Source organism: Limimaricola variabilis (genome assembly GCF_014195545.1).
GTDB classification, from domain to species: Bacteria; Pseudomonadota; Alphaproteobacteria; order Rhodobacterales; family Rhodobacteraceae; genus Limimaricola; species Limimaricola variabilis.
In genome coordinates this window covers 451432-476414 of record NZ_JACIBX010000001.1, presented here as the reverse complement: position 1 = coordinate 476414, position 24983 = coordinate 451432, and the positions used below count along the sequence as shown (strand labels likewise).

The following is a 24983-nucleotide window of genomic DNA, read 5'->3' as shown; positions in this document are numbered from 1 at the left end:
GCCCCCTAGAACCCGGCTGCCGCATCCAGTTCCGGAGACCGCCCGCATGGCGCCCGTGCCGAGCCCGACCCGCCGCCGATGATCTCCTGTTCTCCCTCCCTGACCATGCGGCTCGCCCGGGACGAGACCGACAGGATCGAGGCCGAGCGGCTGCGTTACGACGTCTTCGTGCGCGAGCTGGGCGGCGACGGCCCGATGGTCGATCACGAAGCGGGCCGCGAACGCGACCGCTTCGACGCCGTGACCGAGCAGTTGCTGCTCATCGACGAGGCCCGCCCCGAGGGCGCGCGCGTGGTCGGGCTCTACCGGCTGCTCGACGATGACGGCGCGGCGAAGATCGGCCAGTTCTATACCGAGGACGAGTTCGACCTCGCGCCGCTGCGGGCCTCCGGGCGGCGGCTGCTCGAGCTGGGGCGCTCCTGCCTGCACCGCGACTACCGGGGCGGCACCGCCATGTTCCGCCTCTGGCAGGGGCTGGCCGAGCATGTCGAGGCGCGCGGGGTCGAGATCCTGTTCGGCACCGCTTCCTTCCGTGGCGCCGATCCGGCGCTGCACGCCATGCCGCTGGCGCTTCTGGGGCGGGACCACCTTGCGCCCGAGGCGCTGCGCGTAACCAGCCGCCAGCCCGAGCATGCCCGGCTGCCGGAGCTGCCCCAGATCGACCGCGCCGCGGCGATGCGGGCCATCCCGCCGCTGATCAAGGCCTATCTGCGGCTCGGCGGGCGGATCGGGCAGGGCGTCTTCGCCGATCGCGACTTCAACACCACGGATGTCTGCATGATCCTCGACGTCGCCGGCACCCATGCCGATCAGCGCGCCCGCTACGGGGGGCGGAGTTGAGCAGCGCCCCCGGACGCCCGACCTGGCACGGCGCCGATCCCGCCCCCTGGGCTGGGCCCGACCCGCGCGGCTGGCTGCGCGTGGCCTGGCGCGGACCGCTGCTGGCGCTGGCCATGCTGGTCGCGCTCATGGTGTCGCTGGCGCTGCGCCCGGCCGAGGCCGCGATCTGGGGGATGGAGCGCCCGGTCACGTCGCGCATCACCCGCGTCGCCTGTCGCGTCGGGTTGGCGATTTTGGGGCTGCGGCTCCGGGTCAGCGGCGCGCCGATGCGCGGGCAGGGCGCGATGGTCGCCAACCATGCCTCGTGGCTCGACATCTTCGCACTGAATGCCCGCGCCTCGGTGTACTTCGTGGCCAAGGCCGAGGTTGCCGGATGGGCCGGAATCGGCTGGCTGGCGCGCGCCACCGGCACCGTCTTCATCCGGCGCGACCGGCGCGAAGCGATGGCACAGGTCGGGCTGCTGCGCGAGCGGCTGGCGCATGGCCACCGGCTGCTGTTCTTTCCCGAGGGGACCTCGACCGACGGGCGCCGGGTGCTGCCCTTCAAGCCGACGCTCTTCGCGGCGTTCCTGTCGCCGGACCAGCCCGAACTGGAGATCCAGCCGGTGAGCGTGGTCTATCGCGACCCGGATGGCGCGTGGCCGCGCTTTTATGGCTGGTGGGGCGACATGGAGTTCGGCCCGCATCTGCTGCGCATCCTCGCCGCCCGGCGGCAGGGAGAGATCGCGCTGGTCTACCACGCGCCGCTGCGCGTCGCCGACCATCCCGACCGCAAGGCGCTGGCCCGGCGGCTGGAGGAGCGGGTGCGCGCCGGCCTCGCCGAGGCGGGCGCGCTCGATGCTCAGCCGGCGGTCATCGCCGAGGCATAGCGGCGCAGCGCGTCGGCCGCGTCCTCCTCGCGCCAGATCTCCTCGCCGATGCCGAAGAAATCGGCATGCGGCGCGAGCCGACGCACCAGGTCGGGGTCGAGCGCGCCCTCGGCCACCACCGGCACCTCGATCATCATCGACCACCACTCGAACAGCTCGGCCTCGGCCTGCGGCGCGGTGCCCAGATCGGTCGAGCCGACCGGGCCGAAGGAGACGTAATCCGCGCCCAGCTCGCCCGCGGTCATGCCGTCATGGCGCGAGCTGCCGCAGAACGCGCCGACGATCGCGTCCTCGCCCAGCTCCTTGCGGATCGCGCGGACCGAGCGGGCGCCATCGGTGAGGTGCACGCCGTCGAGACCCAGCCGGGTGACGAGCCTGGGGTGGCTGTCGATCACCAGCGCCACGTCGCGCGAGATGGTGACCTCGCGCAGCGCGTCGGCGGCACGGGAGATGCGATCCTCGTCGCGGCTGGCGAGGCCAAGGCGCACGCAGGCCACCTCGGTCGCGTCGAGGCAGGCGGCGAGCCGGTCGGGAAAGCTCGACAGCTCGAATTCGGGGGGGGTGACGAGATAGATCTGCGGCGCGTCGTCTTGGTCGCTCATGAGGGCCTCCTGCACTTCGAGGCGCCCTATATCCGGCCTTGCGCGGCTTGGCTACTTCGGCTCGAGGCTTTCCGCATGGGCGAGGGCGAGCCGCATCAGCGCGGCGCGCCGGTCGTCATCGGCCATCGCCTCGTCATCCGCCGCCACCATGCCGCCCATCGGCTTGCCAGTGAACTCCATCGGCCCGGTGCCGGGGATGGCGCGAGCTTCGGCCTCGCGGGCCTTTCCGACGCGGAACATCGCGCCCTGCGCGGTGACGCCGCAGACCAAGTGGCCCGACAGCATGAAGGCCAGCCCGCCGAACATCCGCTTTTCGGCGATGCCGGGCCGGTCCTCGAGATCCCCGCGCAGCAGCTCCGCCAGCCCCCCGTCATAGGCCATGGGCCTTCTCCTTGTCTTGGCCGTCCCCCGAGGCTACACCGCCGCGCATCCTTCCGACCAGCCCCGGGACCGCCATGACCGAGCCTTTGCCGCAGCCTGCCTTCGTCCTGATCCGCCCGCAGATGGGCGAGAATATCGGCGCGGCCGCGCGCGCGATGTGGAATTTCGGCCTCGACCGGATGCGGGTCGTGGCGCCGCGCGACGGCTGGCCGCAGGAGCGCGCCGTGGCGCTGGCCTCCGGTGCCGGGCGGCTGCTCGACGAGGCGATGCTGGCGGCCGACACGGCCGAGGCGGTCGCCGACTGCACCCATGTCTACGCCACCACGGCACGGCCGCGCGGCCTCACCAAGGAGGTGATGACGCCCGAGGCCGCGATGCGCGACGCCGCCGACCGGATCGCGCAGGGCCAGAAGGTCGCGGTGATGTTCGGGCCCGAGCGCGCCGGCATGGAGAACGACGACATCGCCCGCGCCAACACCATCGTCTCGGTGCCGGTGAACCCGGAATTCGCCTCGCTCAATCTCGGCCAATGCGTGCTGCTGATGGCCTATGAATGGCGCCGCGCCAGCGCGCAGGTCGCCGATCGGCGGATCGAGATGGCCGGCGCCGAATGGGCGCAGGCGCACGAGGTCGAGAAGCTGGCCGAGCATTACGAGGAACGGCTGGGCGAGGCGGGGTTCTTCTTCCCCGAGCACAAGGCCGCCCATATGAAACAAACGCTGCGCAACCTGTGGAGCCGGATGCCGCTCACCCGTTCGGACGTGCAGACGCTGCACGGGGTGATGCGACAGATGGTCCGCTGGAAGGAGCGCGGCTGAGGACCTAGGTCCGATCCGTTCCAAACCGTTGACCGGGCGGGGTGTTGCCGCCCATGCGGGCGCATCCTAGGCTGCGCGCCGATCAGACCGGAGGCATGCATGGCGAAACAGGCGGAGAAGCGACCCCGCTCGATCTTCGAGGAGGTCGGCACGACGCAGAAGTCGGTCGCCACACCGGGCGGCATCGACCGCGGCCGGGCCGAGGCGCGGCGCGGCCTGAGGATCTGGCTCGGCCTGCTCTTCGCGCTGGTGGTCGCCATCGTCTTCGTCGGCGGCATGACCCGGCTCACCGATAGCGGGCTGTCGATCACCGAGTGGAACCCGGTCTCGGGCGCGATCCCGCCGCTCTCGGCCGAGGCTTGGGAGGTGGAGTTCGCCAACTACAAGGCCAGCCCGCAATACGAGCTGATGAACCAGGGCATGGAGATGGACGCCTTCAAGCGCATCTTCTGGTGGGAATGGGCGCATCGCCAGCTCGGCCGGACCATCGGGCTGGTCTGGGCGCTGGGCTTCGCGGGCTTCGCGCTGGCGCGGCGGGTGCCGCCCGGCTACGGCCTGCGCTTCTTCGGCATCGGCGCGCTGATCGGCCTGCAGGGCGCGGTCGGCTGGTGGATGGTGCATAGCGGGCTGCAGGAGGGGATGGTGACCGTCGCCTCCTACCGGCTGGCGGCGCATCTGGGGCTCGCCTTCGCGATCCTCGGGCTGATCACCTGGTATTTCCTGCGGCTGGGCCGGCGCGAGGTTGACCTGCTGCAGGCCCGCCGCTCGGCCGAGCGCAAGCTCTGGGGCGGCATGACCGGGCTGATGCATCTGGGCTTCGTGCAGATCCTGCTCGGCGCGCTGGTCGCGGGCATCGATGCCGGCCGGGCCTTTCCGACCTGGCCGCTGATGGGTGACGGCTTCTTTCCGCCCGACCCGTTCCAGCTCGAGCCGGTCTGGCGCAACTTCTTCGAGGATCCTGGGCTGGTGCAGTTCATCCACCGCATGGCGGGCTACCTGCTGCTGATCCTCGGCGTGGTGGTCTGGCTGCGGGGCAGCCGCTCGCCGCATGGCAAGACCCGTTTCGCCGTCAACGCCGTGTTGGCGATGCTGGTGGTGCAGATGGTGCTCGGCATCGTGACCGCGCTCTACAGCGCGCCGCTGCACGCCGCGATCACCCACCAGCTCGGTGCGGTGCTGCTGTGGGTACTGATCCTGCGCGCCCGCTTCCTTGCCCGCTACCCGATCGTGCAATCCGTGAGGAGCCTCCGCAAATGACCGCCTATGACGATCTGATGGCGCATGCGCGCGAAACCGAGGCGCTGGCGCAGGTGGCCGGCCGGCTGGGCTGGGACCAGGAGACGGTGATGCCGCGCGGCGCCGCCGCCCAGCGCGGCGAGGAGAGCGCGGCGATGGAGGGCGTGCTGCATGCCCGCCGCACCGATCCGCGCATCGGCGAATGGCTGGAGGCGGCGGAGGCCACCGACAAGGTCGCCGCGGCCAATCTCCGCGAGATCCGCCGCGCCTTTGAGCGTTCCAACAAGGTGCCCGCGAAGCTCGCCGCCGAGATCGCCCGCGTCACCTCCGTCGCGCAGGGCATCTGGGCGCAGGCCCGCGCCGACGAGGATGTCGCGGCCTTCCTTCCGACCCTGCAGCGCGTGGTGGCGCTGCGGCAGGAGGAGGGACAGGCGCTGGCGCAGGGCGGCGACGTCTACGACGCGCTGCTCGACGATTATGAGCCGGGCGCAAAGGCGAGCGAGCTCGACGCGATGTTCGGCGCGCTGCGCCCGCGCCTCGTCGCGCTGCGCGCGGCGATCCTCGACCGGCCGCAGCCCACGCCGCTTTCGGGCAGCTTCGACGAGGCGGCGCAGCTCGCCCTGTCGCGTGAGCTGGCCGGGGTCTTCGGCTACGACTTCGCGCGCGGCCGGATCGACAAGGCGGTGCATCCCTTCTGCTCCGGCTCGGGCAACGACGTGCGGGTCACCACCCGCACCGACCCGGCCGATCCGTTCAACTGCCTCTACTCGACGATCCACGAGGTCGGCCACGCCAGCTACGAGCAGAATGTCGAGCCCGACTACCTGCTGACGCCGATCGGGCGGGGCGTGTCGATGGGCGTGCATGAAAGCCAGAGCCGGATCTACGAGAACCAGCTCGCCCGTTCGCCCGCCTTCGCGGAGTGGCTGCTGGGCCGGATGCGCGATGTCTTCGGCGATATCGGCATCGACGATCCCGCGACCTTCGCCCGCGCCGTCAACCGCGTCTCGAACGGCTATATCCGCACCGAGGCCGACGAGGTGCAGTACAACCTGCATGTCATGATGCGCTACGACCTCGAGCGGGCGCTGATGTCCGGCGACCTCGCGGTGGACGATCTCGAGGCGGCTTGGAACGACCGCTTCGCTGCCGATTTCGGCTTTGCCGTCGACAAGCCTTCGAATGGCTGCCTGCAGGATGTGCACTGGTCGGTCGGGCTGATGGGCTATTTCCCGACCTACAGCCTCGGCAACGTCTATGCCGGCTGCCTGCATGCGGCGCTCCGGGCCGATCGCCCGGGCCTCGATGCCGAACTGGCGCAGGGCGATCTGTCGGGGGCCACGGCCTGGCTGCGTGACAAGGTGCAGCGGCACGGCGCGCTGATGGATCCGCGCGAGACGATCCGGGCGGCCTGCGGCTTCGAGCCCTCCGAGGCGCCGCTGCTCGACTATCTCGAGGCTAAGTTCGCGGCGCTCTACGATCTCTGAGCCGCCAGGCGAGGCGCAAAAAAAAGCCCCCGCGACCTGCCGGTCGCGGGGGCTTTTGCATCTCGGGGCGCTCAGCTCCGGCGGCGGCCGCGTCGCGCCGCGCGCTCGGGGCCCGCGCCATCGGTGCCGTCGGAGGCCGAGGAGAAGCCGCCGAGCTTCTCGACGATGGTTTCCAGCGTCGGCCGCTCGCCCGGCGCGCGGGTCTCGAGCGCCTCGCGCATGGCGCGCAGGTGGTCCGGCATGGTGCCGCAGCAGCCGCCAATGATCGTGGCGCCGGCATCGCGGGCGAGGCAGGCGTAATCGGCCATCAGCTCGGGCGTGCCGTCGTAATGGATGTGCCCGTCATGGTATTTGGGGATGCCGGCATTGCCCTTGGCGATGATCGGCTGCTCCGCCCCCGCGGCGGTGAAGCCGAGCACGGTGCGCATCAGGTCCGAGGCGCCGGTGCCGCAATTGGCGCCGAAGGCCAGCGGCGCGTTCGGGAGCTTGCCGACCAGCTTGACCATGTCGGCCGAGGTCAGGCCCATCATGGTGCGCCCGGCGGTGTCGAAGCTCATCGTGCCGCACCAAGGCATGCCCGCCTTCTCGAAGGCCTCGGCGGCGGCGCGGAATTCCTCGCCGGCCGAGATCGTCTCGACCCAGAGCACGTCGGCGCCGCCGGCCTTCAACCCCTCGGCCTGCTCGTGGAACATCTCGACCGCGACGGCATGGGTCAGGCTGCCCATCGGCGCCATGATGTCGCCGGTCGGGCCGACCGAGCCCGCGACGATCACCGGACGCCCGGCCTTGTCGGCCACTTCGCGGCCCAGCTCGGCCGCCGCGCGGTTCAGCTCGAACACCCGGTCCTGGGCGTCGTGCAGCTTGAGCCGCGAGGCGTTGCCGCCGAAGCTGTTGGTCAGGAACAGGTCGGAGCCCGCCTCGACCGCCATGGAATAGAGCTTGCGGATCTTGTCCGGCTGGTCGGTGTTCCAAAGCTCGGGCGCGTCTCCCGAGCTCAGACCCATGTTGAACAGGTTGGTCCCAGTGGCGCCGTCGGCCAGAAGCCAGTCACGGGTTTCGAGAAGTCGGGAGAGCGCGTCGGTCATGAGCAGGGCCTGTCTGGTCGGTGAGGCGAGGCGCGAAGCCGCGCAGGACCGGTAGCCTGATCGGCCGCCGGGCAGTGTCTCGGCCCTTCTGCACCGGACGGGCGCCAAGTTCAATCGTACCGAGCCCCGGCTCGCGGCCCAGCGGGGCGGGGTCGTGGATCGCGCGGGCAATCTCGACCCCGGCGCGGAGCAGCCCCGCACGGGTCGGCGCCGCGATGTAGAGCGGCCGCCAGCCAGGGCCGAAGCCGCGCTTGAACTGCTCGAGCCCGGCGCAGCCCGGGCGGGCCGCGATCCGCGCCACCAGCCAGCCGGGGATCCAGCAGGGCATCGCCGGCAGCGCCGCCAGCGACAGCTTGGCCGCGCCCGCCTCGCGCGCCGCCTCGATCGCGGCCACGACGATGGCCATCATCGTGCCGTCCGGCGCCTCGGCGGTCTGGCGCATCAGGTCGAGGGTCCAGTCGCCGCGGCCCTGGTGGAAGCTCGCGAAGCCGACCAGCACGCCGTCGCGCCGGGCCAGCACCACGTATTGATGCGACAGCAGCTCGGGGCAGAAGCGGCCCATCGAGAAGCCGCGTTCGCCGCCCGAGCGTGCGGCCCATTCGGCATGGACCCGTGCCATCTCCTCGAGCGGCAGGTGATCGCCCGCGCAGGTGATCTCGACCCCGGATTTGGCCGCGGCCTTGAGCTTGCGGCGCAGGCTGCGGCAGGCGGGGCGGTCGGCGCTCCAGCTGGCGGTGTCGATCACCGCCTCGGTGGCGATCCGCTCGACGGCCCAGCCCGCGTCGCGGGCGGCGCGGGCGAGGCGCGGCCCGCATTTGTAGAGCGCGGCGGTCAGGCCCAGCCGGCTGGCATGGGCGTGCAGCATCGACAGCTCGGGCCGACCCATCGGCTCGCCGATCACCGCCAGCGTGCCGCCGGTGCGGCGCACCAGCCAGCCGTTCTGCCGGTCGCGCGACAGCAGGATCCGCGCGCCCTGATGCGCGAGGCCCCATTCCGAATGCGGCGCCTGCGCCAGCGCCGCGTGCCGCTCGGCGCCGCGGGCGAGGGTCAGCCCCGAGGGGATGTCCGGCGCGACCGGCCGGATCAGCGCCAGCAGCGCGATCAGCGCCGGGACCGCGTGGTAGACGACGCGGTAGCCGATGATCGCGGCGATCAGGTCGGCCTCGGCCAGCTGCGGCATCAGCGCCAGCAGCACCAGCTCGAAAGCGCCGACGCCGCCCGGGCTCTGGCTGGCGAGCCCCGCGCCCAGCGCCGCAAGATAGGCGAAGATCGCCGCGGAGGCCGCGATCTCGACATGAGCGGGCAGCAGCAGCCAGATCACCGCGCCGGCAGCCGAGGTGTCGATGACGGTCCACAGCAGAAGCCGGGGCAGGGTGCCCGCGCGCAGTTGCGGCAGGCCGGGAAGGCGGGTGATCCGGGTCAGCGCCGCGATCGCGGCGATGGCCAGCAGCGCGGCCAGCGCGCTGTGCCCCTCGAGCAGCAGCAGCGACAGCCCGGCGAGCAGGCCGAGCGCCGCCATGAAGGAGACCGAGACCCAGACCGAGAGCCGCGTCGCCAGCCACAGGTCGCATTCGGGCAGGGCCCGCCAGCGCACCAGCGCGCCGGTGATCGAGCCGAAGCCGATGGTCTGCGAGATCGCCATCGCCCGCATTCCGGCGGCGCGAGCGCGGTCGGGGGCGATGCCGGTGCCCATGGCGCGGTGCAGCACGACGTCGTACTGGCCCAAGGCCCAGAGGCTCAGTCCGGTGCAGGCCAGCGCGCCGATCCATTGCTGCGGCGGCAGCGCCGCCAGCGCCGGCCAGACCGCGCCGAAATCGATCGTCCCGCAACGCCTAGCCAGCAGCCAGCCGCCGATCGCCAGCGCGACGAGCGGCAGCAGCCGGAGCGCCAGCCGTCCGAGACGGGCGGTGGCGGGCGTGGCAGTGGACGGGCGCGGATCGTGCATCAGGCGACTCCTGCGGCAAAATGCCGGGAATTCTGCCGCGGCCGGTCCGCGGACAGTAGCGGTTCGTTTATGAAAACGGGATTAAACGATCAACATGTCACGGGAGCGGGACGATCATGTCCGCTCCGGGGCAGGCCGCCACAAAGCCGGCCCGATCGGAGGTCAGCTTTCCTTGACCAGCTCGGCCTTGGCCTCGGCGTCGTACTCGGTCATCCGGTCGCGGATTTCCTCGTCGCTGAGCAGGTGGCCGATGTCGCGCCGCAGCTTGCGGAACACGTCGTCGGTGCCGGCCTCCTCGAAATCGGCCTTGATGACTTCCTTGGCGTAGGCGGCGGCTTCGTCGCCCTCCTTGCCGAGCAGCCCTGCAGCCCAGAAGCCGAGCTTGCGGTTGCGCCGCGCCTCGGCGCGGAACTTCATCTCGGCGTCATGAGCGAACTTCGCCTCGAATGCGTGTTCACGTTCCTCGAAAAGTGTCATCCGACTTGCCTTCCCACGCCTCCGTCCCACATGCCTCAGGATACGCCCCGCGGCACCTTGCCCGCAAGGGGACCATGCACTATGAGGCCCTCAAGACCGCGCCACGCAGCATTCCGGACACGGAAACGTTGCGTCGCCCCGACATCGCGGGGCCGGGGCGCGCGAAACTTCGTGGAGAGCGCATGGCACGTCGCAAGAAGATTTACGAGGGCAAGGCGAAGATCCTCTACGAAGGCCCCGAGCCGGGAACGCTGGTCCAGTATTTCAAGGACGATGCCACCGCGTTCAACGCCGAGAAGAAGGCGGTGATCGAGGGCAAGGGCGTGCTCAACAACCGCCTGTCCGAGTTCTTCATGACCGGCCTGCAGTCGATCGGCGTGCCGACGCACTTCATCAAGCGGCTCAACATGCGCGAGCAGTTGATTCGCCAGGTCGAGATCATCCCGCTCGAGGTGATCGTGCGCAACTTCGCCGCCGGCTCGATGGCCAAGCGCCTCGGCATGGAGGAAGGCGCGCCGCTGCCGCGTCCGATCATCGAATTCTCCTACAAGGACGACAAGCTCGGTGATCCGCTGGTCCCCGAGGAGTACATCATCGCCTTCGGCTGGGCCTCCCAGCAGGATCTTGACGACATCGTGGCGCTGGCGCTGCGGGTCAACGATTTCATGTCGGGCGTGATGCACGGCGTCGGCATCAAGCTGATCGACTTCAAGATCGAGATCGGCCGGATCTGGGACAACGACTTCCAGCGTCTCGTCGTGGCCGACGAGATCTCGCCCGACAGCTGCCGGCTGTGGGACATCGAGACCGGCCAGAAGCTCGACAAGGACGTGTTCCGCAAGGATCTGGGCAGTCTCACCGACGCCTATACCGAGGTGGCGCGGCGGCTGGGCGTGCTGCCCTCCAACGTGACCCACCGGCCCCGTCCGACGCTGATCAACTGAAGCCGGACCCCAAGGACAGACGAGAAGGAGCGGCGCGCATGAAGGCTCGCGTGCAGGTGATGCTGAAGGCAGGGGTCTTGGACCCGCAGGGCGAGGCGATCCGCCACGCGCTCGGATCGCTGGGCTTTGACGGCGTCGAGGGCGTCCGGCAGGGCAAGGTGATCGAGATCGACCTCGCGGGCACCGATCCCGAGGCCGCCGAGCGTCAAGTGACCGAGATGTGCGAGAAACTTCTCGCCAACACGGTGATCGAAAGCTACAAGATCGACCTGAGCTGAGGTCGCACGCCGCCTCTCGGGGCGGCGTTCGCGTCTTCGGCGCGGGTTTCGCTTTCGGGCATCGCTCGGCCCCTTCGGGGATGCCTGAGCACCGGGAGCGATGCGGCGGTGGTTGCAGGGGAGGGCGCCACCGCCGCCCTGACCGCCCCGACCCAAGCCCCGCCGGCGCCCACCGGCATCCCACCCCGGCGGCGCTGCCGCCCCCCAATCTCGAAGGAAGCCCCCATGAAGGCCGCCGTCATCGTCTTTCCCGGCTCCAATTGCGATCGCGACATGGCCGTCGCCCTGCGTTCCGCGGGCGCCGAGGTCGAGATGGTCTGGCACAAGGATGCCGGGCTGCCGCGCGGCGTCGACCTCGTCGCCGTCCCGGGCGGCTTTTCCTTCGGCGACTACCTGCGCTGCGGCGCCATCGCCGCGCAGTCGCCGGTCTGCCGGGCGGTGATCGACCACGTGAACCGCGGCGGCTATGCGCTCGGCGTGTGCAACGGCTTCCAGGTGCTGACCGAGACCGGGCTGCTGCCCGGCGCGCTGATGCGCAACGCCGGCATCCGCTTCGTCTGCAAGACCGTGCCGCTGGTCGTGACCACCGCCGAGAGCGACTTCACCCGCGGCTACGCGGCGGGCGCCGAGCTGCAGATCCCGGTCGCGCATCACGACGGCAACTATTTCGTCGACGCCGCACAGCTGGAGCGGCTGCGCGGCGAGGACCGGATCGCCTTCACCTATCGCGACAACCCCAACGGCTCGACCGGCGACATTGCCGGCGTGCTCTCCGACAACCGCCGGGTGCTCGGCATGATGCCGCATCCCGAGCGGGCGGTGGATGCGGGTCACGGCGGTACCGACGGGCGCGGCCTGTTCGAGGGGCTGGTGGGCGCGCTGGTCGCCGCCTGAGACCTCAGGCGCGGCCTGCGGGCCGTGCCGCTGAAGGTGGCGTGATCCGCCGCCGCTTGCCGCGCCGGGCGGCGCGGCGTAAACCCTTGGCCATGTCGACCGACACCGCCAGAACGCCACGTCCGCGCCGCAGCTGGGGCCCGCGCATCGCGCTGGCCCTGTTCTGCGTCGTCGCGATGGCGGTGATCTGGGTCACCAACGTGCTGCTGACCGAGCGCTTCACCGAGGCCACGCGCAACCGTGCCGAGGTCCGGCTGACGCTCTATGTCGGCAACCTGATCTCCGAGCTGCAGCGCAACTCGATCGTGCCGCAGCTGCTGGCGCGCGACCCCGAGCTGATCGGTGCGCTGTCGTCATCGGATTTCTCGCGCTCGACCCAGCGGCTCTTGTCCTTCGTCGACGAGATCGGTGCGGCGAGCCTGATGCTCTATGACCGCGACGGCCGGATCGTCGCGGCGACCGACCGCAACCGGCTCGGCGAGACGCATCGCTCCGCGCCCTATTTCGTCGACGCGATGCGGGCGAATTCCACCGTCTTCACGATCTTCCAGCAGCCGACCGGGGGCTATTCCTTCCTCTACTCGCGCAAGGTCGATGCCAATGGCGCGGCGCTCGGCGTGATCTCGGTCGAGGTCGACCTCGCCAAGCTCGAGCGCAGCTGGGCCGGCACCGCCGACGCGGTTCTGGTCACCGACAGCGCCGGCGAGATCATCCTGTCGACCGAGCCGCGCTGGCGCGGGCTGCCCGAGAGCGAGGCGCTGGAGCGGCAGAGCGCGCCCTCGGCGATCGAGCGGGCCTTCCTCGCGACCGACTGGACCGCGCTGCCGATCGACGCCTATCTGCGTGGCGAGGCGGTGATGCGGCGCGAGATGCGGGTGCCGTTCCAAGGCTGGAAGATGGTCACCTTCACCGCTTACACCTCCGTGCGCGAGCGGGTGAACGGCGTGCTGGCGCTCGAGATCATGGGCTTCGCGATCCTGCTGGCGCTGATCTTCTGGATCAGCTCGCGCAAATCGGCGACGCGACTGCTGCTGGTGCGCCGCGAGAGCGATCAGCTGCGGCGGCTCAACATGCGGCTGCAGCGCGAGATCGCCCAGCGCCAGCAGGTCGAACGTAACCTCGAGAGCGCCGAGCAGACCATCGCGCAAAGCTCCAAGCTCGCCGTTCTGGGCGAGATGTCGGCCAGCGTCAGCCACGAGCTGAACCAGCCATTGGCGGCGATGAAGACCTATCTGGCCGGCGCCCGACTGCTGCTGCAGCGTCGCCGCACCGAGGAGGCGCTGTCCTCGTTCCAGCGGATCGACGACCTGATCGACCGGATGGGCGCGATCACTCGACAGCTCAAATCCTATGCGCGCAAGGGCAATCAGGCCTTCGAGCCGGTCGATGCGCGCGCCGCGCTCTCCTCGGCGCTGGCGATGATGGAGCCGCAGCTCAAGACCCGCTCGGTGGCGATCAACCGGACGCTGCCCTCCGGGCCGGCGATGATCCTCGGCGACAGGCTGCGCTTCGAGCAGGTGATCATCAACCTGCTCAGGAACGCGCTCGACGCCACCAAGGAGGTGCGCGATCCGCGCGTCGACATCACGCTCACGGTCGAAGACGCCATCGTTCTCACCGTGCAGGACAACGGCCCGGGCATCGAGGATCTCGATGCCCTGTTCGAGCCGTTCTACACCACCAAGCAGCCCGGCGACGGCGTGGGATTGGGTCTCGCTATCTCGTCGGGCATCGTCAACGATCTCGGGGGACGGCTGACCGCGCGGAACGCAACCGGCGGTGGGGCTGTTTTCGAAGTGCAGCTGCCTATCTTGGAAGAAAGCATGGCCGCTGCGGAATAGGGGGCTCACATGAGCAAGACCATGAAAGTCGCCATCGTCGACGACGAGAAGGACATGCGTCAGTCGATCAGCCAGTGGCTGGCGCTGTCGGGCTTCGACACCGAGAGCTTCGCCAGCGCCGAGGAGGCGCTGAAGGGGCTGACAGCCGATTATCCGGGCATCGTGGTGAGCGATATCCGCATGCCCGGCATGGATGGCATGCAGTTCCTGCGCAAGCTCAAGAGCGTCGACAGCACGCTGCCGGTGATCATGATCACCGGCCATGGCGACGTGCCGATGGCGGTCGAGGCGATGCGGCTGGGGGCGTTCGACTTTCTCGAGAAGCCGTTCAACCCCGACCGGATGACCGAGCTGGCCAAGCGCGCCAGCACGGCGCGGCGGCTGGTGCTCGACAACCGCGCGCTGCGGCGCGAGCTGTCGGACGGATCGGCGCTGATGAACAAGCTGATCGGCTCCTCGCCAGCGATGGAGCGGCTCAAGGAGGATATCCTCGATCTCGGCCAGGCCGATGGCCACGTGCTGATCGAGGGCGAAACCGGCACCGGCAAGACGCTGGTGGCGCACGCGCTGCACGCGGTGGGCGCACGCGCGGCCAAGAAGTTCGTGCTGATCTCTTGCTCGGCCTATGACGAGGATCGGCTGAGCGCGCGGCTCTTCGGTCCGGCCGGTGAGGACGAGCCGATCCCGGCGCTCGAGGAAGCGCGCGGCGGCACGCTGGTGCTCGAGGATATCGAGGCGCTGTCGGGCGCGATGCAGGCGCGGCTGCTGACCGCGATCAACGACCAGGGCAGCCCGGCCGAGACCCGGATCGTCGCGATATGCAACCTGCAGGACGAGGGCAAGACCTGCGAGAGCGTGCTGCGCCCGGACCTGTATTACCGGCTCGCGGCGCTCCGGATCGTGGTGCCGCCGCTCCGCCAGCGCGGTGAGGACATCCTGTCGCTGTTCACCCGCCTGTCGGAGCAGTTCGCCGACGAGTATGGCTGCGACGCGCCCGAGGTCAGCGCGCAGGAGGCGGCGCAACTGCTGCAGGCGCCTTGGCCCGGCAACGTCCGCCAGCTGATCAACGTGGCCGAGCGGGCGGTGCTGCAGAACCGGCGCGGTTCGGGCTCGATCGCCTCGCTGCTGATGACCGATGGCGACGAGCAGAGCGATCAGGCGATGACCACCGAGGGCAAGCCGCTCAAGGAATTCGTCGAGGCCTTCGAGCGGATGCTGATCGACAACACGATGCGGCGCCACAAGGGGTCGATCGTGGCGGTGATGGACGAGCTCTGCCTGCCGCGCCGGACGCTCAACGAGAAGATGGCCAAATACGGGCTGCAGCGCTCCGATTACCTGTGAAAGACGGGGAAATCCGATCCGGAACGGGCCGCCCTTCGGGGCGGCCTTTCACATTCGTCATTGTGTCATGTGGACAAGTGCCGCTATGAAGGTCGGAACGGGCACGCGCCATGCGCGATCGCCCGGACGGATTTTCCGCCACCTTTGCGACGGGGTTGCCCGGCACCGGCGGCGGACGAGACCGGCCCCGAGAGGGGCCGCATACCTGACCCCGACCGGCCCGTCCGCATGGGCGGCCGCCGGGCATGAACTGGCCCCCCGGGCCGAGGAAGAACCGCGATGCAACGCGCGCAGCATGCAGGCGACCCGTTGACGGCCCCGAGGGGCCGCACGGAGGCCGATACGCGCGTCATCGCCACAATCGGACATGAGCGCGCGGCACGCGCCCCCTCGGGGGCGCCGCCCGGCGCGCCATGCGAATGGATAACATGGCAAAGAAAATGCTCATCGACGCCACGCACGCGGAAGAGACCCGCGTCGTGGTCTGTGACGGAAACAAGGTCGAGGAATTCGACTTCGAAAGCCAGAGCCGCCGTCAGCTCGCCGGAAACATCTACCTCGCCAAGGTCACGCGCGTAGAGCCGTCGCTGCAGGCGGCCTTCGTCGATTACGGCGGCAACCGGCACGGCTTCTTGGCCTTCTCCGAGATCCACCCCGACTACTACCAGATCCCGGTCGCGGATCGCGAGGCGCTGCTCGCCGAGGAAAAGGCCTATGCCGAAAGCCTGAAGGCCGAGGCCGAGGCCGCCTCGTCGGATGAGGACGACGACGCCGAGGCCGAGGGTGAGGAGGGCGACCGCCCGCGTCGCCGCCGCTCGCGCGGCCGTCGCCGTGCCGCCGATGCCGGCAGCGATGCCGTCGCCACCCAGGACGGCGACGCCGTCTCCGGCATGGAGACCTTCGACGCCGATGCCGAGGATGACGGCGACGCCGCCGCCAAGGACGAGGACATCGAGAGCGTCGCCGAAGAGGACGACAGCGAGGATGTGCGCCCGGTCCGCAAGCCCCGGCCCAAGCGCTACAAGATCCAGGAAGTGATCAAGGTCCGGCAGATCATGCTGGTCCAGGTCGTCAAGGAGGAGCGCGGCAACAAGGGCGCGGCGCTGACCACCTATCTCTCGCTCGCCGGCCGCTACTGCGTGCTGATGCCCAACACCGCACGTGGCGGTGGCATTTCGCGCAAGATCACCAACGCCGCCGACCGCAAGAAGCTCAAGGAGATCGCGGCCGAGATGGACGTGCCCGAGGGCGCGGGGCTGATCATCCGCACCGCCGGATCGCAGCGCACCAAGTCCGAGATCAAGCGCGACTACGAATACCTGCAGCGCCTGTGGGAGCAGATCCGCGAGCTGACGCTCAAGTCGATCGCGCCCGCCAAGATCTACGAGGAAGGCGACCTCATCAAGCGGTCGATCCGCGACCTCTACTCCAAGGATATCGACGAGGTGATCGTCGAGGGCGTCGAGGGCTTCCGCACTGCACGCGACTTCATGAAGATGATCATGCCGTCGCACGCCAAGAACGTGAAACCCTACACCGACAGCCTGCCGCTCTTCGCGCGTTACCAAGTCGAGAGCTACCTCTCCGGCATGTTCAACCCGACCGTGCAGCTGCCGTCGGGCGGCTACATCGTGATCGGTGTCACCGAGGCGCTGGTCGCCATCGACGTGAACTCCGGCCGTGCCACCAAGGAAGGCTCGATCGAACAGACCGCGCTCAAGACCAACCTCGAGGCAGCCGACGAGGTGGCCCGCCAGCTGCGTCTGCGTGACCTCGCCGGCCTGATCGTGATCGACTTCATCGACATGGACGAGCGGCGCAACAACACCGCGGTCGAGAAGCGCTTCAAGGAAAAGCTCAAGACCGACCGCGCCCGGATCCAGGTCGGCCGCATCTCGGGCTTCGGCCTGCTGGAGATGAGCCGTCAGCGTCTGCGCCCGGGCATGCTCGAGGCGACCACCCAGCCTTGCCCGCATTGCCACGGCACCGGCCTGCTGCGCTCGGACGAGAACGTCGCCCTGTCGATCCTGCGGCAGCTCGAGGAAGAGGGCGTGCGCGGCCGCACCAAGGAAGTGCTGGTGCGCCTGCCTTACGCCATCATGAACTTCCTGATGAACCACAAGCGCGAGCACGTGGCCGCGATCGAGCAGCGCTATGGCATGGCAGTGCGGGTCGAGGGCGACGCGGCGCTGGTTTCGCCCGATTTCGTGATCGAGAAGTTCAAGACCGCGACCCGGGCCGTGCCCGAGGCCGCGCCGGTCGTCTCCTCGGCCGCTCTGATGGAGCAGCTCGACGCCGAGATCGACCTCGAGGCGCTCGAGGAAGAGGACGAGACCGAAGAGGCGGAAGCCGAGGTCGAAACCACCGCCACCGCGGCCCCCGCCGAGACCACCGGTCCGCGGGCCGAGGACGAGGACGAGGACGGCAAGCCGCGCAAGAAGCGTCGGCGTCGTCGGCGTCGTCGGGGTGCCAATGGCGAGGGCGCCGAGACCCAGACCGAGGATGGCTCGGACGCGGGCGACGCCGAAGGCGACGCCACCCAGGACGAGGCCCAGCCCGCGACCGTGGCGGAGATCGCCCAGAGCTCGGCCACGCCGGACGCTGCCACTGATGCCGCACCGGAAGTGACATCGGACGCCGCCCCCGCAGCCGAGGCTGCCCTGGCGGCTGAGGCCGAGGCTCCGGCCAAGCCGAAGCGGACCCGTCGCAAGAAGGCCGAGCCGAAGCCGACCGAAGCCGAGGAGACCGCCGACGAAGCGGCCGCCGAGGAAGCGCCCAAGCCGAAGGGGACCCGCCGCAAGAAGGCCGAGCCCAAACCGGCCGAGGCCGGTGAGGCGACCGGTGAAGCGGCGGCCGAAGAGGCGCCCAAGCCGAAGCGGACCCGCCGCAAGAAGGCCGAACCCAAGGCCGAGGAGGTCGCCGAGACCGCGCCCGTGCCGGCCGCGGCCGAGCCCGCCGCCGCGGGTGCCGCCCAACAGGACGCCGGCGACGCGCCCGAGCAGTCGCCCGCCAGCGAGACGCCCGAGGTGATGCCGGAGGTCGCCGAGCAGGTGGCGCAGACCGTGGCCGAAACGCGGCGCGCCCCTGAGCCCGAAGAGGCCCCGCGCGAGACCGTCGATGCGGGCGGCGATGACGACGACAAGAAGCCGCGCCGTCGTGGCTGGTGGTCGATCAGCCGCTGAACCAGGCGAAGACAGTAGAGAAGGCCGGGCAGAGGGATCTGCCCGGCCTTTTTCTTTGCCGGTGCCGGCCGAAGCTGGACGGCCCTAGGCGTATCAGGAAAAGGAACGAAATCGTCTGTTTCGTTCCGTCAGGCCCGGCGGATGGTGTGGATCTGGTCGGGCCCGTCCTCATGCAGCCCGAGATGCGCATGTCCGGCCTCGGCGCAGAAATGCGGCAGGTCGATCCGCGCCACCGGATCATCGGTCACGATCTCGAGAACTTCACCGGGGGCCATCTCTGCGAGCAGCTTGCGGGCCCTGAGCACCGGGAGCGGGCAGGCAAGACCGCGCGCGTCATAGCTCCGGGTCGCGGCGAGGAGGCGGAATTCGGTCACGGGCTGGCTCATCGTGTTGGAACATGACTGCGCCTGTACCGTTGTCCCGCCGAAGATGGAAACGCAAGATGAAGGAGATCGCATGACCCGCATCATGAGCACCACCGCCCTGACCCTCGGCCTGACCCTCGCCGCCGGCGGCGCCCTCGCCGAGGCGCATACCGAGATGGGCATGGGCAGCGGCCGGCTGACCGCCGACAATCTCAGCAACACGATCCGGGCGGAAAGCCTGATCGGCTCGAACATCTACACGCTCGAAGCCGAGTATGACGAGACGGTCTGGACCGATACGCCCTATTACGAAGAGGTCGACGCCGAGTGGGAAGAGATCGGCGAAGTCGAGGACATTGTAATCTCCGCTGACGGCCAGATGATCGGCCTCGTGATCGAGACCGGCGGCTGGCTCGACATCGGTGACGAGGAAGTCGTTCTGGACTTCAACGAAGTGCGTCTGGCCGGCGACTACGCCGGTGGCGACTTCTCCCTCGTGACGCGCATGAGCCAGGAGCAGCTCGAAGCGCTGCCGGAGGCCAACGAGGGCTACTACAACTGGTGGAACTGATCGTTCCCCATCGCATGAGAAAGGGCCGTGGCATCCGCCACGGCCCTTTTTTTTGTCGTGTCGATAGCGGTCAGCCGCGCAGGACCGAGCGGCCGGCGTAGATCGCGGTCTCGCCCAGCATTTCCTCGATGCGGATCAGCTGGTTGTACTTGGCGAGCCGGTCGGAACGGGCGAGCGAGCCGGTCTTGATCTGACCGCAGTTCGTGGCGACGGCGAGGTCGGCGATGGTCGCGTCCTCGGTTTCGCCCGAGCGGTGCGACATCACGCAGGTGAAGCGGGCGCGCTGCGCCATTTCCACCGCCTGCATCGTCTCGGTCAGCGTGCCGATTTGGTTGACCTTCACCAGCAGCGAGTTGGCGGAGCCCTTCTCGATGCCGTCCTTGAGGCGGGCGGGGTTGGTGACGAAGAGATCGTCGCCCACCAGCTGGACGCGGTCACCGATGGCGTCGGTCAGCGCCTTCCAGCCCTCCCAGTCGTCCTCGGACATGCCGTCCTCGATCGAGATGATCGGGTAGTCGTTCACCAGCGCTTCGAGATAGGCGACATTCTCCTGCGAGGTCAGGGACTTGCCTTCGCCCTTCAGCTCGTACTTGCCGTTCTTGTAGTACTCGGTCGCAGCGCAATCGAGCGCGAGGTAGATGTCCTCGCCCGGCTTGTAGCCGGCCTTCTCGATCGATTTCAGGATGAAATCGAGCGCCTCGCGGGTCGAGCCGAGCTCGGGCGCGAAGCCGCCCTCGTCACCCAGGCCCGTGGACATGCCGGCGGCCGAAAGCTCCTTCTTGAGGGTGTGGAACACCTCGGAGCCCATGCGGACGGCTTCACGGATGCTGGTGGCGGACACCGGCATGATCATGAATTCCTGGATGTCGATCGGGTTGTCGGCGTGCTCGCCGCCATTGATGATGTTCATCATCGGCACCGGCAGGACGCGGGCCGACATGCCGCCGACATAGCGGTAGAGCGGCTGGGTGGTGAACTCGGCCGCGGCCTTGGCGACCGCCATCGACACGCCGAGGATCGCGTTGGCGCCGAGGCGGCCCTTGTTGTCGGTGCCGTCGAGCTCGATCATCGTCTGGTCGATCTCGACCTGCTCGGTCGCGTCCATGCCGAGGATCGCTTCGGCGATCTCGCCGTTCACGGCGGCCACGGCCTCGAGCACGCCCTTGCCCATGTAGCGCGACTTGTCGCCGTCACGCTTCTCGACCGCCTCGTAGGCACCGGTCGAGGCGCCCGAGGGCACGGCGGCGCGGCCCATCGTGCCGTCTTCGAGGACCACGTCCACCTCGACCGTCGGGTTGCCCCGGCTGTCGAGGATCTCGCGGGCGTGGATGTCGATGATCGTGCTCATGGAAAACTCCTATGGGAAGGTTCGTGCGCTCTATAACGCGGGCGTGACCCGGCGTGAAGCACGCCTGACACGCGCCTCGCGAAGAAGCGTGTAGATGCCCGAGCCGACGATGATCGCCGCGCCCAGATAGGTGAGGCCATCGGGCCGTTCGCCGAAGACCGAGACGGCGATCACCAGGGCGAAGATCAGCCGGGTGTAGCGGTAGGGCGCGATCACCGAGACCTCGCCCATGCGGGTCGCGGCGGTGAGCATGTAATAGGCGGCGATGCCGATGACGATCGCGAAACCCAGCATCGCGGCCTGCGTCGCATCGGGCCGGACCAGGCTCTGGTCGGCCACCAGCACCATGGCGTAGCCCACCGGGACGAGGATCAGGAAGGCATAGACCGACAGCTTGGTCGAAGAGATGGCGCGCGGCACGCGGCGCGAGGCGAGGTCGCGCCCGGCGAGCCCGATCGCGCCGATCAGGGCGAAGAGCGACATGGGGGTGAAGCCGTCGGCACCGGGCCGGATCACGATCAGCACGCCAAGGAGACCGACGCAGATCGCGCTCCAGCGGCGCCAGCCCACCGGTTCGGCGAAGAACAGCGCCGCGCCCAGCGTCACCAGGAGCGGGATCGATTGCGCGATGGCGGTGGCGGTGGCCAGCGGCGACAGCGCCACGGCGGTGATGAAGCCCCCGGTGCCGATCACCTCGCCCAGATTGCGGGCGATCACGGCGGGGTGGTGGAAGTCGGGCGACCAGAGCCGGTCGCCGCGCGACATCGCCATCAGCGCGAAGGCCACGCCGCCGCCCAGCCCCAGCAGCATCAGGATCTGTCCGACCGGCAGCGCCCCGGCCAGAAGCTTGATGAACATGTCCTCGAGCGCGAAGCCCAGCATTGCCGCGACCATCAGCAGGCTGCCGCGCAGGTTTTCCATCATCCGTCCTTTCTGACCGGCACGCCGTAAAGCTCTAGCCGGTGACCGATCAGCCGGTAGCCCAGCCGCTCGGCGATGCGCTCCTGCAGGCGCTCGATCTCGTCGTCGACGAACTCGATCACCTCTCCCGAATGCATGTCGATCAGGTGGTCGTGATGCTCGCGGTCGGTGGTCTCGTAGCGCGCGCGCCCGTCGCCGAATTCGTGCTTCTCGAGGATGCCCGCCTCTTCGAAGAGCTTCACGGTGCGATAGACCGTGGCCAGCGAGATCCGTGCATCCTCGGCCGCGGCGCGGGCGTGCAGTTCCTCGACATCAGGATGGTCGTCGGCCGCCTCCAGTACCCGCGCGATCACCCGGCGCTGTTCGGTGAGGCGCAGGCCGTTCTGCTCGCAGCGCAACAGGATTGTCTTGGGCATGGCGGGATCCGTGACGTCTTTTGCCGCCGGTCTAGCCGGTTCGGCCCAGCGGCGCCACCCTCGGACACGCCCGCTCGCATCGGGTCACCTTGGGGTGAGGCGGGGTGACGCGCGCCGCGCCGCCCGGCAGGCTCCTGAGGAGGGAGGACACGATCATGCGCATTCTTGGGATACTGGCCGCCATGGCGATTTCGGGCGCGGCCATGGCCGAGCCGGGCCGTTGGCAACGGGCCTGGCCCGATACGGATTTCTCGAACACCAGCATCAGCGACTGGTCCGAGATCATGTCGGGCGGGCCGCCCAAGGATGGCATCCCGGCGATCGACGCGCCGCGCATGATCCCGGCCGCCGCCGAGACCCGGCTCGATGCGACGGAGCCGGTGATGGTCTGGCCGGCGCCGGAGGGCCCGGCCCGGGCCTATCCGATCCGCTACCTGCTGTGGCACGAGATCGTCAACGACGCGGCCGGCGGCGTGCCGGTCGCCGTCACCTACTGCCCGCTGTGCAATTCCGGCATGATCTTCGACCGGCGGATCGAAGGGCGCGAGTTGTCCTTTGGGGTGTCGGGGATGCTGCGCGCCTCGGACATGGTGATGTATGACCGCCAGACCGAGAGCTGGTGGCAGCAGGCCATCGGCACCGCCATCGTCGGCGAGATGACCGGGGCGGAGCTGGAATTGCTGCCCGCCTGGATGGACAGCTGGGAGCGGTTCCGCGCCGCCCATCCCGACGGTGTGGTGATGGACGAGCCGGACTGGAGCCGGGATTACGGTCGCAACCCCTATGTGAGCTATGACAGCTCGCGCCGGCCCTTCCTCTATTCGGGCGAGATGCCGCCGCATGGCGTGCCGGCGCTGATGCGCGTGGTACGGGTCGGCGACCGGGCCTGGCCGTTCTCGCGGCTGCGCGAGGCGGGGCAGGTCACGGAGGCCGGCGTGACGATCAGCTGGGAGGCGGGTCAGGCCAGCGCCCTCGACGCCGGGCGCGTGGGGCAGGGGCGCGACGTGGGCAATGTCCGGGTGCGCGACGCGCAGGGCCGCGACGTGCCACATGACGTGCTCTTCGCATTCGCCTTCCACGCCTTCTGGCCGCAGGGGGAATGGATGCTCGGCGGCTAGCCGCGATGCGCGTCGCGGCCGCGCTGCCAGAACACCCAGGCCATCACCGCGATCATGCCGCAGGCGATCAGGCCGAGCACCCGCTCGGCCAGCCCGTCGATCGAGGTGGGGGCCATGAGGAACAGGGGCGCCATGACGACCCATGCGATGGCCAGACCGATCAGGGCGCGACGCGCCCCGGGATGGTGGCGCCCGAAGCCCGATGCCATGCTCAGCGGCGCGGCGAGGAACAGCGCGCCGAGGCCGTAGACGAGGTAGATGTGGATGACGACGCCGTCGCTGTCGGCATCGCCATATTCGTTGCGTGCGCCGACCATGACGACCAGCGCCGCGAGAATGGCGAGCGAGACGACCCCCGCCGACCAGCCGATCCCGCCCAGATGCGCATGCGCCGCCGCGAGCGCGGTGGCGAACAGCCCCGCGGCGAAGCCGTAGAGCGCGACGTCCATGATGATTTCCCACTCGCCGGCGCCGAGATCACTGATCGTGTCGGCGATCCAGTCATGGCCCGGCACGACGATCTGCGCGGCGATGGTGCCGCCGATCATCGACAGGCAGCCGAAAAAGCCGATTCCGGCCAGCAGCAGCAACAGGTAGGGGCGTTCCGCGTCGACCGGTTGTCCGGTGGCATCTTTCATCTCGGCTCTCCTGGTGGACAGGAGGCCAACCGCGGGGGACGATGACGGTTCCGCCGCCGGTCGGGCGCCACAAGGCAAAAGGGGCGGCTCGCGCCGCCCCCTGTCGTCTCAGCCCAGCCGCACCAGCGCGTGGCGCTTCTTGCCGGCCGAGAGCTTGATCGGCGCGGTCAGCGCCGCGCGGTCGATCACCAGCCCCGCATCGGTGAGCGGCGCGTCGTCGAGGCGCGCGCCGTTGTCGGCGATCAGGCGCTTGGCCTCCTTGCCCGACCCGGCAAGGCCCGAGCGGACCAGCAGCTGCACCACAGAGATGCCGCCGCCGACCTCTTCCTCGGTGAGGGTGAGGGTGGGCAGGTCGTCGCCCACGCCGCCCTTCTCGAACACCTCGCGTGCCGTGGCCTTGGCGGTCTCGGCAGCCTCGCGGCCATGCAGCAGCGCGGTGACCTCGTCGGCGAGCACGATCTTGCCCTCGTTGATCTCCGAGCCCGACAGCGCGCCGAGGCGCTCGCACTCATCCACCGGCAGCTCGGTGTAGAGCTTGAGGAAACGGCCGACATCGGCGTCGGTCGTGTTGCGCCAGAACTGCCAGAACTCGTACGGGCTCAGCATGTCCTCGTTGAGCCAGACCGCGCCGCCCTGGCTCTTGCCCATCTTGCGGCCGTCCGAGGTGGTCAGCAGCGGCGAGGTCAGGCCGTAGATCTCGTGGTCGAGCACCCGGCGCGTCAGGTCGATGCCGTTGACGATGTTGCCCCACTGGTCGGAGCCGCCCATCTGCAGCACGCAGCCATAGCGGCGGTTCAGCTCGAGGAAGTCGTAAGCCTGCAGGATCATGTAGTTGAACTCGAGGAAGGACAGCGACTGCTCGCGGTCGATCCTCGACTTCACGCTCTCGAAGGACAGCATCCGGTTGACCGAGAAATGCCGCCCGATGTCGCGCAGGAACTCGAGGTAGTTGAGGTTGTCGAGCCACTCGGCGTTGTCGAGCATCAGCGCGTCGGTGGGCGCGTCACCGTAGGACAGGTAGCGCGCGAAGACCTGCTTCATGCCCGCGATGTTCGCGGCGATCTGGTCGGGGCCCAGCAGCGGGCGTTCGTCCGAGCGGAAGCTCGGATCGCCCACCTTGGTGGTGCCGCCGCCCATCAGCGTGATCGGCTTGTGGCCGGTCTTCTGCAGCCAGCGCAGCATCATCACGTTGAGCAGGTGGCCGACATGCAGCGACGCCGCGGTGGCGTCATAGCCGATATAGGCGGGCACGACCCCCTTCGACAGCGCCTCGTCCAGGCCCTGGTAATCGGTGCAGTCGGCGAGATAGCCGCGCTCGATCATCACGGACATGAAGTCGCTCTTGGGGTGGTAGGTCATGTCTTGTGCCCCTCTCTTGGTCGC

The 24983-nt window shown here is 69.3% G+C and carries 24 protein-coding genes; 13 read left to right on the top strand and 11 right to left on the bottom strand.

What is annotated here, in order from left to right; all coding sequences use genetic code 11:
• Window positions 1–105 precede the first annotated feature (105 nt).
• Window positions 106–840, top strand: coding sequence for a GNAT family N-acetyltransferase (locus FHS00_RS02270; protein ID WP_246390921.1), 735 nt, complete (start codon window positions 106–108; stop codon window positions 838–840).
• A complete protein-coding gene (gene olsA / locus FHS00_RS02265; RefSeq protein WP_425486019.1) occupies window positions 837–1709 on the top strand; it encodes a lyso-ornithine lipid O-acyltransferase in 873 nt (290 codons plus the stop codon). The genes FHS00_RS02270 and olsA overlap by 4 nt, the downstream gene beginning before the upstream one ends.
• On the opposite strand, the gene FHS00_RS02260 is transcribed toward olsA, so the two are convergent.
• Both FHS00_RS02260 and FHS00_RS02255 read right to left on the bottom strand, forming a co-directional pair.
• The gene (locus FHS00_RS02260) at window positions 1682–2311 is read right to left on the bottom strand and encodes a thiamine phosphate synthase (RefSeq protein WP_183469447.1); all 630 of its coding nucleotides are present in this window, start codon (window positions 2309–2311) and stop codon (window positions 1682–1684) included. The genes olsA and FHS00_RS02260 overlap by 28 nt on opposite strands.
• 51 nt (window positions 2312–2362) lie before the next feature.
• Window positions 2363–2692 (bottom strand): TfoX/Sxy family protein, encoded by a 330-nt coding sequence (locus FHS00_RS02255; RefSeq protein WP_183469445.1) that lies wholly within the window; start codon window positions 2690–2692, stop codon window positions 2363–2365.
• Window positions 2693–2766: 74 nt separating this feature from the next.
• On the opposite strand from FHS00_RS02255, the gene FHS00_RS02250 reads away from it, so the two are divergent.
• The 3 genes from FHS00_RS02250 (at window position 2767) to FHS00_RS02240 (ending at window position 6233) form a co-directional block, all read left to right on the top strand.
• Window positions 2767–3510: an RNA methyltransferase gene (locus tag FHS00_RS02250; protein WP_183469443.1), complete on the top strand. Its 744-nt coding sequence runs from the start codon at window positions 2767–2769 to the stop codon at window positions 3508–3510.
• A gap of 99 nt (window positions 3511–3609) precedes the next feature.
• Window positions 3610–4767, top strand: coding sequence for a heme A synthase (gene ctaA / locus FHS00_RS02245; RefSeq protein ID WP_183469441.1), 1158 nt, complete (start codon window positions 3610–3612; stop codon window positions 4765–4767).
• On the top strand, window positions 4764–6233 hold the full coding sequence (locus tag FHS00_RS02240) for a carboxypeptidase M32 (RefSeq protein ID WP_183469439.1): 1470 nt from the start codon (window positions 4764–4766) through the stop codon (window positions 6231–6233). The genes ctaA and FHS00_RS02240 overlap by 4 nt, the downstream gene beginning before the upstream one ends.
• A gap of 71 nt (window positions 6234–6304) precedes the next feature.
• Here the strand turns inward: FHS00_RS02240 and bmt are convergent, their stop codons facing one another.
• From bmt to FHS00_RS02225, 3 genes are all read right to left on the bottom strand, one after another.
• Window positions 6305–7318, bottom strand: coding sequence for a betaine--homocysteine S-methyltransferase (gene bmt, locus FHS00_RS02235; protein ID WP_183469437.1), 1014 nt, complete (start codon window positions 7316–7318; stop codon window positions 6305–6307).
• Window positions 7281–9263: a phosphatidylglycerol lysyltransferase domain-containing protein gene (locus FHS00_RS02230; protein WP_183469435.1), complete on the bottom strand. Its 1983-nt coding sequence runs from the start codon at window positions 9261–9263 to the stop codon at window positions 7281–7283. The genes bmt and FHS00_RS02230 overlap by 38 nt, the downstream gene beginning before the upstream one ends.
• Window positions 9264–9425: 162 nt before the next feature.
• Window positions 9426–9740 (bottom strand): DUF1476 domain-containing protein, encoded by a 315-nt coding sequence (locus FHS00_RS02225; RefSeq protein ID WP_183469433.1) that lies wholly within the window; start codon window positions 9738–9740, stop codon window positions 9426–9428.
• Between the two features lie 182 nt (window positions 9741–9922).
• Between FHS00_RS02225 and purC the strand changes: the two genes are divergently transcribed.
• From purC to FHS00_RS02195, 6 genes are all read left to right on the top strand, one after another.
• Complete coding sequence (gene purC / locus FHS00_RS02220) at window positions 9923–10684, top strand: phosphoribosylaminoimidazolesuccinocarboxamide synthase (protein ID WP_183469431.1); 762 nt, start codon at window positions 9923–9925, stop codon at window positions 10682–10684.
• Between the two features lie 38 nt (window positions 10685–10722).
• Complete coding sequence (gene purS, locus FHS00_RS02215; protein ID WP_183469429.1) at window positions 10723–10962, top strand: phosphoribosylformylglycinamidine synthase subunit PurS; 240 nt, start codon at window positions 10723–10725, stop codon at window positions 10960–10962.
• Between the two features lie 225 nt (window positions 10963–11187).
• Complete coding sequence (purQ, locus tag FHS00_RS02210; RefSeq protein WP_183469427.1) at window positions 11188–11856, top strand: phosphoribosylformylglycinamidine synthase subunit PurQ; 669 nt, start codon at window positions 11188–11190, stop codon at window positions 11854–11856.
• A gap of 92 nt (window positions 11857–11948) precedes the next feature.
• On the top strand, window positions 11949–13697 hold the full coding sequence (locus tag FHS00_RS02205; protein ID WP_183469425.1) for a sensor histidine kinase: 1749 nt from the start codon (window positions 11949–11951) through the stop codon (window positions 13695–13697).
• Window positions 13698–13706: 9 nt separating this feature from the next.
• Window positions 13707–15041 carry a sigma-54-dependent transcriptional regulator gene (locus tag FHS00_RS02200; RefSeq protein ID WP_183469423.1) on the top strand — a complete coding sequence of 445 codons (1335 nt, stop codon included), beginning with the start codon at window positions 13707–13709 and terminating at the stop codon, window positions 15039–15041.
• Between the two features lie 428 nt (window positions 15042–15469).
• Window positions 15470–18223 carry an Rne/Rng family ribonuclease gene (locus tag FHS00_RS02195; protein ID WP_183469421.1) on the top strand — a complete coding sequence of 918 codons (2754 nt, stop codon included), beginning with the start codon at window positions 15470–15472 and terminating at the stop codon, window positions 18221–18223.
• 128 nt (window positions 18224–18351) lie between these two features.
• Here the strand turns inward: FHS00_RS02195 and FHS00_RS02190 are convergent, their stop codons facing one another.
• On the bottom strand, window positions 18352–18597 hold the full coding sequence (locus FHS00_RS02190) for a sulfurtransferase TusA family protein (RefSeq protein ID WP_343064579.1): 246 nt from the start codon (window positions 18595–18597) through the stop codon (window positions 18352–18354).
• Between the two features lie 82 nt (window positions 18598–18679).
• Between FHS00_RS02190 and FHS00_RS02185 the strand changes: the two genes are divergently transcribed.
• Complete coding sequence (locus tag FHS00_RS02185) at window positions 18680–19159, top strand: PRC-barrel domain-containing protein (RefSeq protein ID WP_183469417.1); 480 nt, start codon at window positions 18680–18682, stop codon at window positions 19157–19159.
• 70 nt (window positions 19160–19229) lie between these two features.
• Here FHS00_RS02185 and eno read toward each other — a convergent pair whose 3' ends face one another.
• From eno to FHS00_RS02170, 3 genes are read right to left on the bottom strand one after another with little or no spacing between them, the layout of a single operon-like run.
• Entirely contained in the window at window positions 19230–20507 is a 1278-nt protein-coding gene (eno, locus tag FHS00_RS02180) for a phosphopyruvate hydratase (protein WP_183469415.1), read from the bottom strand.
• 30 nt (window positions 20508–20537) lie between these two features.
• Complete coding sequence (locus FHS00_RS02175; RefSeq protein WP_183469413.1) at window positions 20538–21428, bottom strand: DMT family transporter; 891 nt, start codon at window positions 21426–21428, stop codon at window positions 20538–20540.
• Window positions 21428–21844, bottom strand: coding sequence for a Fur family transcriptional regulator (locus tag FHS00_RS02170; protein WP_183469411.1), 417 nt, complete (start codon window positions 21842–21844; stop codon window positions 21428–21430). The genes FHS00_RS02175 and FHS00_RS02170 overlap by 1 nt, the downstream gene beginning before the upstream one ends.
• A 155-nt stretch (window positions 21845–21999) precedes the next feature.
• On the opposite strand from FHS00_RS02170, the gene FHS00_RS02165 reads away from it, so the two are divergent.
• Complete coding sequence (locus tag FHS00_RS02165; protein ID WP_183469409.1) at window positions 22000–22962, top strand: DUF3179 domain-containing protein; 963 nt, start codon at window positions 22000–22002, stop codon at window positions 22960–22962.
• Here the strand turns inward: FHS00_RS02165 and FHS00_RS02160 are convergent.
• Both FHS00_RS02160 and tyrS read right to left on the bottom strand, forming a co-directional pair.
• Complete coding sequence (locus FHS00_RS02160) at window positions 22959–23600, bottom strand: DUF998 domain-containing protein (protein WP_183469407.1); 642 nt, start codon at window positions 23598–23600, stop codon at window positions 22959–22961. The two genes, FHS00_RS02165 and FHS00_RS02160, sit on opposite strands and share 4 nt — an antisense overlap.
• Window positions 23601–23708: 108 nt before the next feature.
• Complete coding sequence (gene tyrS, locus FHS00_RS02155; RefSeq protein ID WP_183469405.1) at window positions 23709–24959, bottom strand: tyrosine--tRNA ligase; 1251 nt, start codon at window positions 24957–24959, stop codon at window positions 23709–23711.
• Window positions 24960–24983 lie beyond the last annotated feature (24 nt).

Excerpts from the sequence above, each read along its gene's own strand:
- FHS00_RS02270 (WP_246390921.1), top strand. The coding sequence starts at position 106 with ATGCGGCTCGCCCGGGACGAGACCGACAGGATCGAGGCCGAGCGGCTG.
- FHS00_RS02260 (WP_183469447.1), bottom strand. The coding sequence starts at position 2,311 with ATGAGCGACCAAGACGACGCGCCGCAGATCTATCTCGTCACCCCCCCC.
- FHS00_RS02255 (WP_183469445.1), bottom strand. The coding sequence starts at position 2,692 with ATGGCCTATGACGGGGGGCTGGCGGAGCTGCTGCGCGGGGATCTCGAG.
- FHS00_RS02250 (WP_183469443.1), top strand. The coding sequence starts at position 2,767 with ATGACCGAGCCTTTGCCGCAGCCTGCCTTCGTCCTGATCCGCCCGCAG.
- ctaA (WP_183469441.1), top strand. The coding sequence starts at position 3,610 with ATGGCGAAACAGGCGGAGAAGCGACCCCGCTCGATCTTCGAGGAGGTC.
- FHS00_RS02240 (WP_183469439.1), top strand. The coding sequence starts at position 4,764 with ATGACCGCCTATGACGATCTGATGGCGCATGCGCGCGAAACCGAGGCG.
- bmt (WP_183469437.1), bottom strand. The coding sequence starts at position 7,318 with ATGACCGACGCGCTCTCCCGACTTCTCGAAACCCGTGACTGGCTTCTG.
- FHS00_RS02230 (WP_183469435.1), bottom strand. The coding sequence starts at position 9,263 with ATGCACGATCCGCGCCCGTCCACTGCCACGCCCGCCACCGCCCGTCTC.
- FHS00_RS02225 (WP_183469433.1), bottom strand. The coding sequence starts at position 9,740 with ATGACACTTTTCGAGGAACGTGAACACGCATTCGAGGCGAAGTTCGCT.
- purC (WP_183469431.1), top strand. The coding sequence starts at position 9,923 with ATGGCACGTCGCAAGAAGATTTACGAGGGCAAGGCGAAGATCCTCTAC.
- purS (WP_183469429.1), top strand. The coding sequence starts at position 10,723 with ATGAAGGCTCGCGTGCAGGTGATGCTGAAGGCAGGGGTCTTGGACCCG.
- purQ (WP_183469427.1), top strand. The coding sequence starts at position 11,188 with ATGAAGGCCGCCGTCATCGTCTTTCCCGGCTCCAATTGCGATCGCGAC.
- FHS00_RS02205 (WP_183469425.1), top strand. The coding sequence starts at position 11,949 with ATGTCGACCGACACCGCCAGAACGCCACGTCCGCGCCGCAGCTGGGGC.
- FHS00_RS02200 (WP_183469423.1), top strand. The coding sequence starts at position 13,707 with ATGAGCAAGACCATGAAAGTCGCCATCGTCGACGACGAGAAGGACATG.
- FHS00_RS02195 (WP_183469421.1), top strand. The coding sequence starts at position 15,470 with ATGGCAAAGAAAATGCTCATCGACGCCACGCACGCGGAAGAGACCCGC.
- FHS00_RS02185 (WP_183469417.1), top strand. The coding sequence starts at position 18,680 with ATGACCCGCATCATGAGCACCACCGCCCTGACCCTCGGCCTGACCCTC.
- eno (WP_183469415.1), bottom strand. The coding sequence starts at position 20,507 with ATGAGCACGATCATCGACATCCACGCCCGCGAGATCCTCGACAGCCGG.
- FHS00_RS02175 (WP_183469413.1), bottom strand. The coding sequence starts at position 21,428 with ATGGAAAACCTGCGCGGCAGCCTGCTGATGGTCGCGGCAATGCTGGGC.
- FHS00_RS02170 (WP_183469411.1), bottom strand. The coding sequence starts at position 21,844 with ATGCCCAAGACAATCCTGTTGCGCTGCGAGCAGAACGGCCTGCGCCTC.
- FHS00_RS02165 (WP_183469409.1), top strand. The coding sequence starts at position 22,000 with ATGCGCATTCTTGGGATACTGGCCGCCATGGCGATTTCGGGCGCGGCC.
- FHS00_RS02160 (WP_183469407.1), bottom strand. The coding sequence starts at position 23,600 with ATGAAAGATGCCACCGGACAACCGGTCGACGCGGAACGCCCCTACCTG.
- tyrS (WP_183469405.1), bottom strand. The coding sequence starts at position 24,959 with ATGACCTACCACCCCAAGAGCGACTTCATGTCCGTGATGATCGAGCGC.